Here is a 16041-nt window from a genome sequence, read left to right on the forward strand (position 1 = left end):
GGTTCCAGCCCCGTTCATTGCAGCCCCTCATCTGAGCCAGACGCCGCCGCTCCGCTCATTCCGTATCCATTTTCTGCTTGAGGGCGATCATGGCGCGATAGGCCTTTTGCAGATCCTTCTCCACGGTGGTCAGGCTGACGCCCAATTCCTCCGCGATCAGCCTTTGCCCGACGCCCTCGATGCGGAAACGGCGGAACACCAGTTCGACGCGAGGGCCAAGCGACCGCAGCACGGCGCGGGCTTCCTCCAGCCTTTCGGTCAGGATCAGCCGTTCGTCTATCGCAATGTCCTCCGACGGGTCGGCCATGACGCCGCCCGCGCCTTCGGCCCAATCCTGTTCCCGCCGCTCCCGCCGCGTGGCGGAACGGTAGCGGTCCAGCATCAGATTGTTCGCCATGCGGTAAAGATAGGGCAGCGGGTCCGTGACCGGGCCGAGGTCTTTCTCCTCCAATTTCATCCACATGTCCTGCAACAGATCCTCGGACTCGTCGCCTGCGCCGCGGGCGCGCAGGAACCGCAGCAGGGCGGGCCGATTGTTCAGGAAGATGGCGGAAAGGCCGGTAGCCATGAAGAACTTGCGTCCAGTGGGATCAGGCGGTTGCCATAAAGGGCCGATGGAGACGTTGCAACGGGCAAGCGGGGAAGGGGGCTTGCGCCGACGCTCGTTCTGGGGTCAAGGGGCAGGTGGGCAGGAGGCATGATGCAGCTTACAGGGCAGGTTGACGCAGCGGCAGCGCAGGCGGCAGGCACGGATGCCGGGAAATTGCAGGCGCTGGCTGATTTCGTTCATGAAACCTATATAGCGCCCGGCAAGCTGCCGCATATGCAATTGCTGGTGTCGCGGGATGAGCAGCCGATCCTCTCGGTCCGCAGCGGCATAGCGCGGGAGACGGGCGAACCGCTGGCGCAGGATGCGCTCTATCGCATCGCCTCCATGACCAAGCCGGTGACGTCAGTCGCCTTCATGATGCTGGTCGAGCAGGGGCTGATCGCGCTGGACGATCCGGTGACGAAGATACTGCCGGAATTTGCCGATCTGGCCGTCGGCGCCGACGGTCGCGGACGGATGCACCGGCCTATGCTGATGATCGACCTGCTGCGGCACACCTCCGGCCTCACCTATGGGCTCCAGCGGCAGACGGCCATCGATGCGCGCTATCGCGACCTTGGCCTGGACGAATTTCAGCAGAAGCGCGGTTCCGATGACTTCATCGCAGCGCTTGCCTCGCTGCCGCTGGAATTTTCGCCGGGCGAGCGGTGGAATTATTCCGTGTCGACGGACGTGCTGGGCGTGGTGGTGGAGCGCCTCAGCGGCCTCGACCTGGAGCGCTATTTCCGGGAGCGCATTTTCGATCCGCTGGGCATGGTCGACAGCTTCTTCGAACTGCCGGAGGATCGCGTTGGGCGGATGACCGACGCCTGGCAATTGGGGCCGGACGGCAGGCTGTCGCTCTACGACCGGGGTTCGCGCAGCGGCTGGCGCAGGCCATTGAAATTGCGGTCCGGCGGCGGAGGGCTGGTCTCCTGCGTTGCGGATTATCACCGCTTCGCTCGGATGCTGTTGCGCGGCGGGGAGCTGGACGGCACGCGCCTGCTGAAGCCTGAAACGGTGGCGGCGATGCACGCCAATCATCTGCCGGGCGGCGGCGATCTCGCCAGCCTGTCCTCCTCCATGTTCAGCGAGGCGGATTATGCCGGGATCGGCTTTGGCCTCGGTTTCGCGACCGACCTTCGGACACAGGAATATTATTGGGGCGGGGTGTTCTCGACCTTCTTCTTCATCGATCCGGTGGAGCGGGTGATCGGCATCTTCATGACCCAGCATTTCCCCTCCAGCACCTATGCGGTGCGGGCCGAATTGCGGCGCGGCATCCGCAATGCGATCGTCGACCGCCGGAGCGATGCGGCGTAAATTTGCTGCGCTGCAAAATTTGCTGTTGGCGAGGCGCAGGGGCCGTGCAATCATCTGTCCTGACTCACGGCAAAGGGGCCCATCGCCATGAACCTCAAAGGCCAAACCACCCTCCCCAAGCCCGCTCCCCGGCAGGTCGATCCGGAGGTCCTTGCCCATGAGATCGTCGAGCGGCTGACCTATCGCATCGGCAAGAACGCGGCCGCCGCGAAACCGCATGACTGGCTGCATGCCGTGATCCTCGCCATTCGCGACCGGGTGATCGACGCATGGATCGCGTCCACCGAAAAAACCTATGAGGAACAAGGGCGCAGGGTCTATTATCTGAGCCTGGAGTTCCTGATCGGCCGCCTGATGCGCGACGCCGCGTCCAATATGGAGATGCTGGACGATATGCAGGCGGCGCTAAGCTCGCTGGGCGTCGACATCGACATCATCGCCGCGCTGGAACCCGATGCGGCGCTGGGCAATGGCGGCCTGGGGCGGCTGGCGGCCTGTTTCATGGAAAGCATGGCGACGGTCGACGTGCCCGCCTATGGCTATGGCATCCGCTATGTGAACGGCATGTTCCGGCAGGAGATTTCCGACGGCTGGCAGGTGGAATTGCCCGAAACCTGGCTGACCCACGGCAATCCCTGGGAATTCGAGCGGCGCGAGGCGAGTTATGAGATCGGCTTCGGCGGCCGCGTCGATCCTTCCGAAAGCGAAGACGCCGGCCCGCACCAGATGCGCTGGCGCCCTGCCGAACGCGTGATCGCGACGCCCTATGACACGCCCATAGCGGGCTGGCGGGGCAAGCGGGTCAACACGTTGCGCCTCTGGGAAGCGCAGCCGATCGATCCGATCCTGCTCGACCGTTTCAATGCGGGCGACCATCTGGGCGCGCTGACGGAGAGCAACCGGGCGGAGGCGCTGACGCGGGTGCTCTATCCCGCCGACAGTTCGCCCGCCGGGCAGGAATTGCGGCTGCGGCAGGAATATTTCTTCTCCTCCGCGTCCCTGCAGGACGTCATCCGGCGGCATATCCAATATTTCGGTGACGTGCGGACCCTGCCGGACAAGGCGGCGATCCAGCTCAACGACACGCATCCCGCCGTCGCCGTCGCGGAACTGATGCGGCTTCTGCTCGATAATCACGGCATTGATTTCGACGAGGCGTGGGACATCACGCGCCAGACGTTCAGCTACACCAACCACACGCTGCTGCCGGAGGCGCTGGAAAGCTGGCCGGTGCCGCTGTTCGAGCGCTTGCTGCCCCGGCATATGCAGATCGTCTATGCGGTGAACAGCCGCCTGTTGGGCGAGGCGAGGCGGTCCGGCAAGTTCGACGACCGGGCGATCGGAACGATCTCGCTGATCGACGAGGGCGGCGAGCGGCGGGTGCGCATGGGGAACCTCGCCTTCGCCGGATCGCACAGCGTCAACGGCGTGTCGGCGCTGCACACGGAATTGATGAAGGAAACGGTATTTGCCGACTTCCATCACCTCTATCCCGCCCGGATCAACAACAAGACCAATGGCGTCACCTTCCGCCGCTGGCTGATGCAGTGCAACCATGGCCTGTTCGAACTGATCCGCGAGGCGATAGGCGACCGCTTCATGGACGATCCCGAAGCGCTGCGCGACCTCGATCCCTTCGCGGACGACAGCGCCTTTCAGGAGAAATTCCTGGCCGTGAAGCGCGCCAATAAGGTGGCGCTGGCCGATCTGCTGCGGCAGCGGGTGAATGCGCGGCTCGATCCCGCCGCTTTGTTCGACATCCAGATCAAGCGCATCCACGAATATAAGCGGCAGTTGCTCAACATCATCGAGGCGGTGTCGCTCTATGACCAGATCCGCTCGCATCCGGAAAAGGATTGGGTGCCGCGGGTCAAGCTGTTCGGCGGCAAGGCGGCGCCCAGCTATCATAATGCCAAGCTGATCATCAAACTGGCGGGCGATGTGGCGCGGGCGGTCAATCACGATCCGGCGGTACAGGGGCTGCTGAAGGTGCAGTTCGTGCCCAATTATAATGTCTCGCTGGCGGAAATTATGATCCCGGCGGCGGACCTGTCGGAGCAGATTTCGACGGCAGGCATGGAGGCGTCGGGCACCGGCAATATGAAGTTCGCGGTCAACGGCGCGCTCACCATCGGCACGCTCGACGGCGCCAATGTCGAGATGCGCGACCATGTGGGTGAAGAGAATATCGTGATCTTCGGCCTGACCGCCGCCCAGGTGAACGAGCGGCGCGCCCAGGGGTATAATCCCCGTGAAGTTATTGCCCGAAGCCGGGAATTGGGGCAGGCGCTGGACGCCATTGCCAGCGGGGTCTTCTCGCCGGACGATCCGGGGCGTTACCGGGATTTGGTGCAGGGCATTTACGATCATGACTGGTTCATGGTGGCGGCCGATTTCGACAGCTATTCCTCCGCTCAGCGGCGTGTCGATGCGATGTGGCGCGATCAGACGTTATGGGCGAAGATGGCGATCCACAATGTCGCCCGCATGGGATGGTTCTCCTCCGACCGGACGATCAGGGAATATGCGCGGGACATCTGGAAGGTGCCGGTTTGACGGGAGGGCGCGGTTAGCGTGGAGTTGACGCCGGAACAGATTGCCCGGCTGCTGGAAGGACGCGAGGACGATCCTTTCGCGACGCTTGGCGTCCATCCGGCCGGCGCTTCCGAAGGGAAGGGGGGCTTCACCGCCTGCGTCCTCCTGCCCGAAGCGGTCAGCGTCACCGCGCACAGGCTGGACGGCAAGGCGGTGGGCAAGCTGGACCGGATCGATCCGGCGGGGCTGTTTTTCGGCAGGCTTTCCATCCGCAAGCGCCAGCCGCTGCGTTATCATGCGACCTATGCCGATGGCGGCGAATATAGGCTGATCGATCCTTATAGTTTCGGCCCGGTTCTGGGGCCGATGGACGATCATTATTTTGCCGAAGGATCGCATGCCCGGCTGTTCGACAAGATGGGCGCCCATATCATCGCCCATGAAGGGGTGGAGGGCACGCATTTCGCCGTCTGGGCGCCCAATGCCCGGCGGGTGTCGGTGGTGGGCGACTTCAACCGCTGGGACGGCCGCCGGGGGCTGATGCGGCGGCGACAGGATGCCGGGGTCTGGGAAATCTTCCTGCCCGAAGTGGGCGTGGGCAGCCCCTATAAGTTCGAGATTGTCGGGCCGGACGGCGAAATCCTGCCGCTCAAGGCCGATCCTTTCGCCTTCCGGTCCGAACTGCGGCCCGCCACCGCATCCATCGTGGCGGCGGTGCCGGATCATGTCTGGGGCGACGACCGCCACCGCGCCCATTGGCAAAGGGCCGATCCGCGCCGCGAACCCATCGCCGTCTACGAAGTGCATGCCGGGTCATGGCAGCGCGACGAAGACGGGAATTTCCTGACCTGGGACGCGCTGGCCAACCGGCTGATCCCCTATGTCGTCGGCATGGGCTTCACCCATATCGAATTTCTGCCGATCAGCGAATTTCCCTATGATCCTAGCTGGGGGTACCAGACCACCGGCCTTTATGCCCCAACGGCGCGCTTCGGTGATCCGGCGGGCTTTGCGCGCTTCGTGGACGGCGCGCATCGGGCAGGGGTGGGCGTCATACTCGACTGGGTGCCCGCGCATTTTCCGACCGACGCTCATGGGCTGGCGCATTTCGACGGCACCGCCCTTTACGAGCATGCCGACCCGCGCAAGGGCTTCCACCCCGACTGGAACACGGCGATCTACAATTTCGGCCGACGCGAAGTGGCGCAATATCTGGTCAACAACGCGCTCTTCTGGGCAGAACGCTATCATGTCGACGGGCTGCGCGTCGATGCCGTCGCCTCCATGCTCTACCTCGACTATAGCCGCAAGGAAGGGGAGTGGATTCCCAACGAACATGGCGGGCGGGAGAATGTGGAGGCGGTCGAATTCCTCCAGCAGATGAACAAGGCGCTCTACGGCGCCCATGCCGGCGTCATGACCATTGCCGAGGAATCGACGAGCTGGCCCAAGGTTTCCCACCCCGTCCATGAAGGCGGCTTGGGTTTCGGCTTCAAATGGAATATGGGTTTCATGCACGACACGCTGCGCTATCTGGCGCGCGATCCGGTGCACCGCGCCCATCATCATGACGACATCACTTTCGGCCTGCTCTACGCCTTTACCGAGAATTTCGTGCTGGCGTTGAGCCATGACGAGGTGGTGCACGGCAAATCGTCCCTGCTGCACAAGATGGCCGGGGACGATTGGCAGAAATTTGCGACCCTGCGCGCCTATTACGCGATGATGTGGGGCTATCCCGGCAAGAAATTGCTGTTCATGGGGCAGGAATTCGCCCAGCGCGACGAATGGAGCGAGGATCGGGCGCTCGATTGGCACCTCCTCGACCACAAGCCGCATCGGGGCGTGCAGTTGCTGGTGAGCGACCTCAACCGCCTCTACCGCTCCCGCCCGGCCCTCCATGCTCGCGATTGCGAGCCGGAGGGGTTCGAATGGGTGCTGGTCGATGCGGGGGCGGACTCGGTCTTCGCCTGGGTCCGGCGCGCGCCGGGCGCGCCGCCGATCGTCGTCATCAGCCATTTCACGCCGCAATTGCGCCACGGCTACCGCATGCGCCTGCCTTCGGGCGGACGCTGGCGGGAGGTCATGAACAGCGATGCGGCCGAATATGGCGGCAGCGGCGCGGGCAATATGGGGATCGTCACCGCCGATGAGGAAGGATGGGCCAATGTCACCATCCCACCCTTTGGCACGCTGATGCTGGAACTGGACTATTGAGACCGACGGGCGGAAGCCAAGCGCTCGCGGGCATGAAGGAGAAGATGCCGATGCAGCCAAGACACCAGCCGATCGCCCGTGACGCCATGGCCTATGTGCTGGCCGGGGGGCGGGGCAGTCGTCTGGCCGAACTCACCGACCGCCGCGCCAAGCCCGCCGTCCATTTCGGCGGCAAGGCGCGGATCATCGATTTCGCCCTCTCCAACGCGCTTAACAGCGGCATCCGCCGCATCGGCGTCGCCACGCAGTACAAGGCGCATTCGCTGATCCGGCACCTCCAGCGCGGCTGGAACTTCCTGCGGCCGGAGCGCAACGAAAGCTTCGACATCCTGCCCGCCAGCCAGCGCGTGTCCGAAAGCCAATGGTATGAAGGCACGGCCGACGCCGTCTTCCAGAATATCGACATCATAGAGGATTATGCGCCCGAATATATGGTCATCCTGGCGGGCGATCATGTCTACAAGATGGACTATGAGCTGATGCTCCAGCAGCATGTCGACAGCGGCGCTGACGTCACCGTAGGCTGCATGGAAGTGCCGGTGAAGGAAGCCAGCGGTTTCGGCGTCATGCATGTGGATGAGCGGGACGTCATCACCGCCTTCGTCGAAAAGCCGAAAAAACCGCCGCATATCCCCGGCAGTCCGGGCGTGGCGCTGGCGTCCATGGGCATCTATGTCTTCCGCACCGCCTTCCTGATCGAAGAATTGCGGCGGGACGCGGCCGACCCAGCCAGCAAGCGGGATTTCGGCGGCGACATCATCCCCCATATCGTCGCCCACGGCAAAGCCGTCGCCCACCGCTTTTCCAACAGTTGCGTGCGCGCCGAAAGCGAGCCGGTGCCCTATTGGCGGGACGTCGGCACCATCGACGCCTATTGGCAGGCGAATATCGACCTGACCGACGTGGTGCCCTCTCTGGACCTCTATGACCGGAGCTGGCCGCTCTGGACCTATTCCGAAGTCACCCCGCCCGCCAAATTCGTGCATAATGAGGAAGGACGGCGCGGGTCCGCGACATCCTCGCTAGTGGCGGGCGGATGCATCGTGTCGGGGTCGTCGTTGCACCGCAGCCTGCTCTTTTCCGGCGTGCGCACGCACAGCTTCTCCTCCGTCACGGAAAGCGTGATCATGCCGGATTGCGTCATCGGGCGCGGGGCGCGGCTGCACAAATGCGTGCTGGATTCCGGCGTCATCATCCCGCCCGGTCTGATCGTGGGCGAGCATCCCGATCATGATGCGCAGCGCTTCCGCCGCACCGACAGCGGCGTGACGCTGATCACCCAATATATGATCGAACGGCTGGTGGACTGATCTTGAGCAAGGCAGCGAAGATGCAGGTGCTTTCGGTCGCGTCCGAAATCTATCCGCTGGTCAAGACTGGCGGGCTGGCCGATGTGGCGGGCGCCTTGCCTGGCGCGCTGGCTGGACATGGCATTGCGGTACGGACGCTGGTGCCCGGCTATCCCTCCGTCCTCTCGCGGCTGGGCAAGGCAAAGGCGGTGCGGCGCTACGACGCGCTGTTCGGAGCGACGGCGTCGGTGTTGGCCGCGAAGCTGGGCGATCTCGACCTGCTGGTGCTCGACGCGCCGGATTTTTTCGCGCGGGAAGGCGGTCCCTATGGCGATCCCGGCGGCGGCGAATGGAGCGACAATTGGAAGCGCTTTGCCGCCCTGTCCCGCGCAGGCGCGGACATCGCGGCGGAAGGCGCGAAGGGCTGGCGGCCCGATCTGGTCCATGCGCATGACTGGCAGGCGGCGATGACCGCCACCTATATGCGCTTCGGGCCTGCCCATGCCGTGCCCAAGGTGGTGACGATCCACAATCTGGCCTTTCAGGGCCGTTTCGGCGCGGACATCTTCCCCCAGCTCGGCCTCCCTCCCGAAGCCTGGGGCGTCGACGGCGTCGAATATTATGGCGGCACGGGCTATTTGAAGGCGGGCCTGGTCTCCGCCGACGCCATCACCACTGTCAGTCCCACCTATGCCGATGAAATCCGATCGCCGGTGCATGGCATGGGGCTGGATGGGTTGATCAACGGACGCGCCGACCGGCTGCACGGCATATTGAACGGCGTCGATACAGCCATCTGGAATCCGGCGACCGATCCGCTGTTGGTGCGGCTGTATAGCGCCCGCGCGCTCAGCGGACGCGGCGCGAATCGCAAAGCGGTGGAGGCGCATTTCGGCTTGGACCGCGACGACGCGCCGCTCTTCATCATCGTCAGCCGTCTGACCTGGCAGAAGGGCATGGACATGGTGATGGATGCGATCGATCATCTGGTAGGCCTGGGGGGCAAGCTCGCGGTCCTTGGATCGGGCGACCATCCGCTGGAAGGCGCCTTCCTGGCCGCTGCGGACCGGCATCGCGGCAGGGTGGGGGCGCAGATCGGCTATGACGAGCCGCTGTCCCATCTGATGCAGGCGGGCGCCGACGCCATATTGATCCCGTCCCGCTTCGAACCTTGCGGCCTGACTCAGCTTTATGGGCTGCGCTATGGCTGCGTGCCGGTGGTGGCGCGGGTCGGCGGGCTGGCCGACACGGTGATCGACGCCAATGAGGCGGCCGTGAGCGCCGGCGTCGCGACGGGCATCGTCTTCCCGCCGTCTGATCCGCTGGCGCTGCACGGCGCGATTGCCCGGACGGTCCGTGTTCATGCGCATAAGCCGGACTGGCAGGCGATGCAGCGCGCCGGGATGCGCGCTGATTTTTCCTGGACCCGCAGCGCGGCGCGCTATGCCGAACTGTTCCATTCTCTGCTCCCCAAGGCGGCATGAGCTCAGGCTCGCTCGGCCCGGATGTCCATGGACGCGGAAGCCGGTTCCGCGTCCAATCCCCGGATGCGGAACGGCTCTGGCTGTGCCTGTTCGATGATGAAGACCGCGAGACGCGCCTGCCGATGGCGCGAGACGGCGAGGGTGTCTGGTCCATCGATGTGCCGGGCGTGGGGGAGGGCGCGCGCTATGGCATCCGGGCGGATGGACCCTATGATCCCGATGCGGGACTGTGGTTCGATCCCGACAAGCTGCTGCTGGACCCCTATGCCACGGCGATCGACCGGGCCTTCGCCCATGATCCCGCCCTGGCGGCGCGGCGCGGGGAGGGGCCGGATACCGCGGCCCTGATGCCCAAAGGGGTCGCGGCCGCCGCCTTGCCCCCGCTTGCCCCCTCGCCGCCTCTTTTCAGGCCCGGCGGCCTGATCTACGAAGTGCAGGTTCGCGGCTTCACCATGCTGCATCCCGACGTTCCGGAGGCGCAGCGGGGGACCGTCGCCGCGCTCGCCCATCCCGCCATCATCGATCATCTGCGCCGCCTGCATGTCTCCGCGATCGAACTGATGCCGGTCAACGCCTGGATCGATGAGCGGCATCTGGGGCCGCTGGGGCTGCGCAATGCCTGGGGCTATAATCCGGTCAGCATGTTCTCGCTCGATCCCCGGCTGGCGCCCGGCGGCATGGCGGAACTGCGCGGAGCGGTCCAGGCGCTGCATGAGGCGGGGATCGGCGTGATCCTCGACATGGTCTATAATCATGACGGGGAAAGCGACCGCCTAGGCCCGACGCTATCCCTGCGCGGCCTCGATGCGCGCAGCTATTTCCGGCATGAGCCCGATGGCCGCCTGATCAACGATACCGGCACCGGGAACAGCATCGACTGCAACCATCCCGTCGCGCAGCGGCTGATCCTGGATTCGCTCCGCCATTTCGTCCAAGCGGCGGGCGTGGATGGCTTCCGCTTCGATCTCGCGCCAGCGCTGGGGCGGTTGCCGACCGGTTTCGATCCGCAGGCTCCGCTGCTGCAGGCGATGCGCGCAGACCCGTTGCTGTCCGACCGCATCCTGATCGCGGAACCTTGGGACATCGGGCCCGGCGGCTATCAACTCGGCCGTTTCGGGGAGCGCTGGCTGGAATGGAACGACCGCTATCGGGACGATATGCGGCGCTTCTGGCGCGGGGATCGCGGCATGCTTGGCGCCCTGGCGACCCGCCTTGCCGGATCGTCGGACATTTTCCGCGACGGCCCAGCCACGCGCACCGTCAATTTCCTGGCGGCGCATGACGGCTTCACCCTGGCGGACCTGACCGCCTATGAACATCGACATAATGAAGCCAATGGCGAGCAGAATCGCGATGGCCATGGCGAGAATTTCAGTTGGAACAACGGCGTCGAAGGGGCGAGCCAAGACCCCGCGATCCAGACGGCGCGGCGCCGGGACATCAAGGCGTTACTGGCCACGCTGTTCTGCTCGCGCGGCACGATCATGCTGACGGCAGGCGATGAGTTCGGCCGCTCGCAGCAGGGCAACAACAATGCCTATGCGCAGGATAATGCGATCGGCTGGATCGACTGGGCCGGTCGCGATCGGGAGATCGAGGCGCACGCCTTCGCCCTCGCCGGATGGAGGGCGTCGCAACCCGACCTCAAGGAGACGCGCTGGCTTTCCGAAGCGGATGTCGAATGGCTCGACGAACAGGGCAATCCCTTGACCGTAGCGCAATGGGAAGACCCTGACCGCCACTGCCTGACGATGCAGTTCCGGCAGTCGGGCCTCACCATCTACATTAACGGCGATGACCGGTCCCGGACCTTTGGCGGCGTAACGGTCCCAGCCCGAACGGTCCTACCCGTCCCGGCTGAATAAAAAGGCCGTCGATTTCGCCAGTCCGTTGGAGATCGTCGCCAATGACCGCGAAGCGCCCGGCACCTGCCTTTCGCCTGCGCGATCGGTCACCTGCGCAATCGCTTCGGCCAACTGCGTCATGCCGTGCAGCCGTCCCTCGCCCAGCGCGCCCCCGCCCGTATTGACCGGCAGCTTGCCGCCCAGATCGCCATGCCCATCTCGCAGGAAAGCCAATCCCTCGCCAGCGCGGCAAAAGCCCATGCCCTCCAGCCAGGTCAGCACCAGCACGCTGAACCCGTCATAAAGCTGCGCATTGTCCACATCCGCCGGGGACAGCCCGGTCGCCTCCCACAACCGCCGCGCCACATCCTTCGCGCCGTCCCACATATCCTCCAGGTTCATCGGCGTGCCCCCGGCCCCTTGCCAGGCGGAAGCCACAAAGCCGGTGAGCAAGGCAGGCGGCTGGCGCAAATGCCGTGCCCGTTCGGTCGAGGTCAGGATCAGCGCGCAGCAGCCATCGACGGGAATGTCGCAATCCAGGATGGACATGGGATCAGCGATCATCCGGGCGCTCAAATAATCCTCCGCCGCGATCGTCTTGCCCCGCCAATAGGCATGGGGGTTCAACTGCGCATTGGCGCGATTATTGGCGATATAATGGGCAAAATCGGCCCGGCTGTAACCGTAAAGCTCGAAATAGCGGCGCAGCACCACTGCCGCCCATGCCGGCGGCATGCTGAAGCCATAGGGCGCCAGATATTGGTCCGCCCCCACCGCATAAGCGGATTCGAAATTCACATAACGCCCATCGGGAACATGCAAAGCGCGATAGACCAGCACATGGTCGCAAAGCCCGGCGACGATCGCCATCGCCCCGTCGATCAGGCTCTGCGTTACCATGCCATTGGTCGATCCGATCCATTGCACCCCGGACGTCACGCCCAGCAGGCCGGCCAGATACCAGGGCGTGACGACGTCGACTCCTTCGTCCACGCCCTTTTTGCCGCCATAACGAGGCATGGCGGGCGACGTCGCGATGCCGTCCAGATCGCTCCGCCGCAGCCCGGCATCGGCCAGCGCCGAATCGCAGGCGTCCAGCGTCAGCGCCGCCAAAGTCTGGTCAGACCGCCGTTCAAGCTTGCTGTAACCGACCCCCGCGACGGCCACCTTGTCCCGATAGTCCCACATGGCTCAGCGCTCCGCCGGGCCGAACTGCACCAATGTGCAGTCGTCCGTCACATCCTCGAACCGCGCCTGGAGCGGCAATCCGATCCGCAGATCGCCGGGCGCGATGCCGACAAGATTGCTGCTCATCAGCAGGCGCGCCTGTTCCTCCAGCTCGACCACCGCCAGGATCACCGGCAGCCGGTCGCGAAAACCGGGAGAGGGTGGATCGTGCAACACCGTCCAGCTATGCAATGTCGCCTGTCCCGAAACCGCCACGAAACCCAATCCGCTCCCGCCGCAGGCCCGGCAGGCGATTTCGGGCGGATAGGCCAGGCGGCCGCAGGCGTCGCATCTCTGCATATGCAGTTCATGGCGCCGCGCCGCCGCCCAGAAGGGATCCGAAAGCGGATCGGGCAAAGGGATCGGGCGTTGGGCGGTTTCCGGCATGGCGCTTTTACAATCCCTGAAAATGCGGCGGTCGCTTTTCGCGCGCGGCGGCGATGCCTTCCTGATGGTCCTGGGTCGTGGCCATCAGCGGCTGCATGGCGAATTCCAGTTCCAGATATTGGTCGAGCGACAGGGCCTGCGCGGCCTCGAACTGCCGCTTGGCCATGCCCGTCGCCAAAGTCGGCCCCTGCGCCAGCGAACCCGCCATTTCCAGCGCCCGCGCCATCAGCGCGCCGCTCTCGACCAGTTCCAGCACCAGCCCCAGCCGCAGCGCTTCCTGCGCGTCGACCATGCGGGCGGAATAGACGATTTCCTTGGCCCGCATCGGCCCGACCAGCCGGCTGAGCTGCCAAACGGCTCCCGCGTCAGGCACATAGCCGATCCGCCCGAAGCTCTGGCAGAAGCGCGCGCCCGGCGTGGCGATGGCGATGTCGCAGGCCAGCGCCAGGCTCCAGCCCGCGCCAACGCATGCGCCGTCGATCGCCGCGATCACGGGCTTGCGGATGCCGCCGACCGCTTTCACCATCCGGTGCAGCCAGCGCATCCGGCGCAGGAACGCCGCAGTGCTCTGATGGCCCATGTCGCCGGTATCCGCGCCCGAGCAGAATTGCCCGTTCGCGCCCGTCAGGATGATGGCGCGAACCGCGTCGTCTTCCGCCAATTCTTCGAAAATGCGCCAGATTTCCTCGCGCATTGCCATGGTGAAGGCGTTGGCTCGCCCCGGCTGATCGAGCGTGACGATGCCGACGCGCCCCTGGCTTTCGACCCGGACGGTCATGGTGTGGCCCTGCGCTTCACGGCCCTGCTCCCAAAATTTATCTTCGGTGCAATATTAAATCCGCAAAGTGTTGCGCTGTCAATTGAGGAGACGCGTTGACAAGTGCATAATATTGCACGATGGTGCAATAAAAGGCTGCGTCGCGACGCGCCCCGAAGAAAGAGGATGCGATCCATGAAGGCAAGATTTTCGGCGCTTGCGGCGGGGGCCGCGGTTCTGGCGCTTTCCACCGCCGTGATCTCCCGTTCGGCGGAGAGCGCCGGGCCGGCGGCGGCGAACTGGTCCAGCTTCGGCGGCGACGACAATGAGCAGCATTACAGCCCGCTCGCGCAGATCAGCGAAGCGAATGTCGGAAAGCTCGGCCTTGCCTGGTCCTATGACGTCGACACCTATGACAGCTACACCCAGCCGCTGGCGGTGAACGGCGTCATCTATTTTGCCGTGGGACTCAGCGTCGTCCATGCGGTCGACGCGCGCACAGGCAAGCTGCTGTGGCAATATGATCCCGACGTGGCGAGCCAGCCCGAGGCGAAATGGCGGATGCGCGCCGGTTGGGGCACGCGGGGCATAGCCTATAAGGACGGCACCATCTTCACCGCCACGCGTGAAGGCCGCCTGATCGCGGTCGACGCCAAGACCGGCAAGCCGCGCTGGTCGGTCAAGACGCTGGACGAGGCAGAGGGCGGCTATATCACCGGCCCGCCTTGGGTCGCTGGCGACAAGGTGGTGATCGGCTTTGGCGGCGCGGATTACAGCCCGACGCGCGGCTATGTCACTGCCTATGACATCAAGACCGGCAAGAAGGCCTGGCGCTGGTATGTCGTGCCCGGCGATCCGGCCAAGGGCTTCGAGAACAAGGCGATGGAGGCCGCCGCCAAGACCTGGACCGGCGAATGGTGGAAATGGGGCGGCGGCGGCTCCGTCTGGCACGCCATGGCCTATGACGCCAAATATGACCGGCTCTACATCGGCACCGGCAATGGCTTCCCCTGGAACATCAAGATCCGCAGCCCCGGCGGCGGCGACAATCTCTATCTCTCCTCCATCGTCGCGCTGGACGTGAAGACCGGCGAATATGTCTGGCACTATCAGGTGAACCCTGAAAACAGCCATGACTGGAACGACGCCATGGACATCGAGCTGGCCGACATCGTCATCGGCGGCAAGAAGCGGTCGGTGCTGATGCACGCGCCGAAGAACGGCTTCTTCTACGCGATCGACCGGGAAACCGGCAAATTCATCCAGGCGGGCGAGTTCGCCAAGCAGAATTGGGCGAAACGGATCGATCCCGTGACCGGACGGCCGGAAATCAACCCGGACGCCCAATATCCCGACGGCAAGCCGTTCATGATGTATCCCTTCCCCAATGGCGCGCACGGCATCCAGGCGATGTCGTTCAGCCCGAAGACCGGCTACAGCTACATCCCTGTGATGGAGGGCGGCCGCGTCTTCGTTGATCCGGCGAACATCAAGGACTGGAAATACAAGCCCGGCATGATGGTGAATACCGGCCTTGGTGCGCCGCCGGCCAACCTCGTGCCGCCCGCCGCGACGAGCAAGCTGGTCGCCTATGACGTCGCCAACAACAAGATCGCCTGGTCCGTGCCCCAGCCGGGCGTGTTCAACGGCGGCACGCTGGCGACGGCGGGCAATCTGGTGTTCCAGGGCACCAATGACGGCACGTTCAACGCCTTTTCCGCGACGACGGGGCGCAAGCTCTGGTCCTATCCGGCGCAGAACGGCATATTGTCCGCGCCGATCAGCTATTCGGTCGGCGGCAAGCAATATGTCAGCGTCATCACCGGCTTCCGCAGCAGCTTCCCCAATTCGCCCAATTGGGATTATCGCCAGCAGCAGCGGCGGTTGCTGACCTTCACCGTCGGCGGCGTGAAAAAGCTGCCCAAGGTCGATCGGGTGGATGAGCCGATCCAGGACGATCCGGCCTTCGTGGTGGATGCCGACAAGGCGAAGGTCGGCGCAGGCATCTACAATAGTAGCTGCGTCATCTGCCACGGTTCGGGCATGATGGCGGGCGGCGCGGCGCCGGACCTGCGCAAATCGGGCGTGCCGCTGGACGCCGAGACCTTCAAATCCGTGGTCCATGACGGCGCGCTGATGGCGCGGGGCATGGGTTCCTTCGGCCAGTTGACCGATGCGGAGCTGGAGGGGCTGCGCCATTATATCCGCCAGCGCGCGCGGGAAACCGCGCCCAAGGGCAAGTAAGGATGCAAGGTCCGCTTCACTCCCGGCGGACCGCAGGCTGCCCCGTCCTGCCCTCGGGCGGGGCGGGGCTTTCTATATTGTGGGACGATAAATTTGCACGTTCATGCAATCCCGCTATGATCCTGTCATAAATGGGATGGCTTTG

The 16041-nt window shown here is 64.6% G+C and carries 11 protein-coding genes; 7 read left to right on the top strand and 4 right to left on the bottom strand.

Annotated features, from left to right (window positions below; translation table 11 throughout):
• Positions 1–55: 55 nt before the first annotated feature.
• A complete protein-coding gene (locus tag HUK72_RS03665; RefSeq protein ID WP_176595585.1) occupies positions 56–568 on the bottom strand; it encodes an RNA polymerase sigma factor in 513 nt (170 codons plus the stop codon).
• Between the two features lie 132 nt (positions 569–700).
• Between HUK72_RS03665 and HUK72_RS03670 the strand changes: the two genes are divergently transcribed.
• From HUK72_RS03670 to glgX, 6 genes are all read left to right on the top strand, one after another.
• A complete protein-coding gene (locus HUK72_RS03670; RefSeq protein ID WP_176597728.1) occupies positions 701–1912 on the top strand; it encodes a serine hydrolase in 1212 nt (403 codons plus the stop codon).
• A gap of 87 nt (positions 1913–1999) precedes the next feature.
• A complete protein-coding gene (locus HUK72_RS03675; RefSeq protein WP_176595586.1) occupies positions 2000–4468 on the top strand; it encodes a glycogen/starch/alpha-glucan phosphorylase in 2469 nt (822 codons plus the stop codon).
• 18 nt (positions 4469–4486) lie between these two features.
• The gene (gene glgB / locus HUK72_RS03680) at positions 4487–6664 is read left to right on the top strand and encodes a 1,4-alpha-glucan branching protein GlgB (RefSeq protein WP_176595587.1); all 2178 of its coding nucleotides are present in this window, start codon (positions 4487–4489) and stop codon (positions 6662–6664) included.
• A gap of 50 nt (positions 6665–6714) precedes the next feature.
• The gene (glgC, locus tag HUK72_RS03685; RefSeq protein ID WP_176595588.1) at positions 6715–7974 is read left to right on the top strand and encodes a glucose-1-phosphate adenylyltransferase; all 1260 of its coding nucleotides are present in this window, start codon (positions 6715–6717) and stop codon (positions 7972–7974) included.
• A gap of 20 nt (positions 7975–7994) precedes the next feature.
• Complete coding sequence (glgA, locus tag HUK72_RS03690; protein ID WP_176597729.1) at positions 7995–9437, top strand: glycogen synthase GlgA; 1443 nt, start codon at positions 7995–7997, stop codon at positions 9435–9437.
• Positions 9434–11302 carry a glycogen debranching protein GlgX gene (glgX, locus tag HUK72_RS03695; RefSeq protein WP_176595589.1) on the top strand — a complete coding sequence of 623 codons (1869 nt, stop codon included), beginning with the start codon at positions 9434–9436 and terminating at the stop codon, positions 11300–11302. Before glgA ends, glgX begins: the two co-directional genes overlap by 4 nt.
• Here the strand turns inward: glgX and HUK72_RS03700 are convergent.
• The 3 genes from HUK72_RS03700 to HUK72_RS03710 are packed head-to-tail and all read right to left on the bottom strand — an operon-like array spanning position 11282 to position 13673.
• Positions 11282–12469, bottom strand: a complete 1188-nt coding sequence (locus HUK72_RS03700; RefSeq protein WP_176595590.1) for a thiolase family protein — start codon at positions 12467–12469, stop codon at positions 11282–11284. The genes glgX and HUK72_RS03700 overlap by 21 nt on opposite strands.
• Positions 12470–12472: 3 nt before the next feature.
• The gene (locus HUK72_RS03705) at positions 12473–12895 is read right to left on the bottom strand and encodes a Zn-ribbon domain-containing OB-fold protein (protein WP_176595591.1); all 423 of its coding nucleotides are present in this window, start codon (positions 12893–12895) and stop codon (positions 12473–12475) included.
• Positions 12896–12902: 7 nt separating this feature from the next.
• On the bottom strand, positions 12903–13673 hold the full coding sequence (locus tag HUK72_RS03710; RefSeq protein WP_176595592.1) for an enoyl-CoA hydratase/isomerase family protein: 771 nt from the start codon (positions 13671–13673) through the stop codon (positions 12903–12905).
• Positions 13674–13847: 174 nt separating this feature from the next.
• On the opposite strand from HUK72_RS03710, the gene HUK72_RS03715 reads away from it, so the two are divergent.
• Positions 13848–15896, top strand: coding sequence for a PQQ-dependent dehydrogenase, methanol/ethanol family (locus HUK72_RS03715; protein WP_176595593.1), 2049 nt, complete (start codon positions 13848–13850; stop codon positions 15894–15896).
• Positions 15897–16041: the final 145 nt, after the last annotated feature.

The sequence above is a fragment of the Sphingobium sp. 15-1 genome, from assembly GCF_013375535.1.
GTDB classification, from domain to species: domain Bacteria; phylum Pseudomonadota; class Alphaproteobacteria; order Sphingomonadales; family Sphingomonadaceae; genus Sphingobium; species Sphingobium aromaticivastans.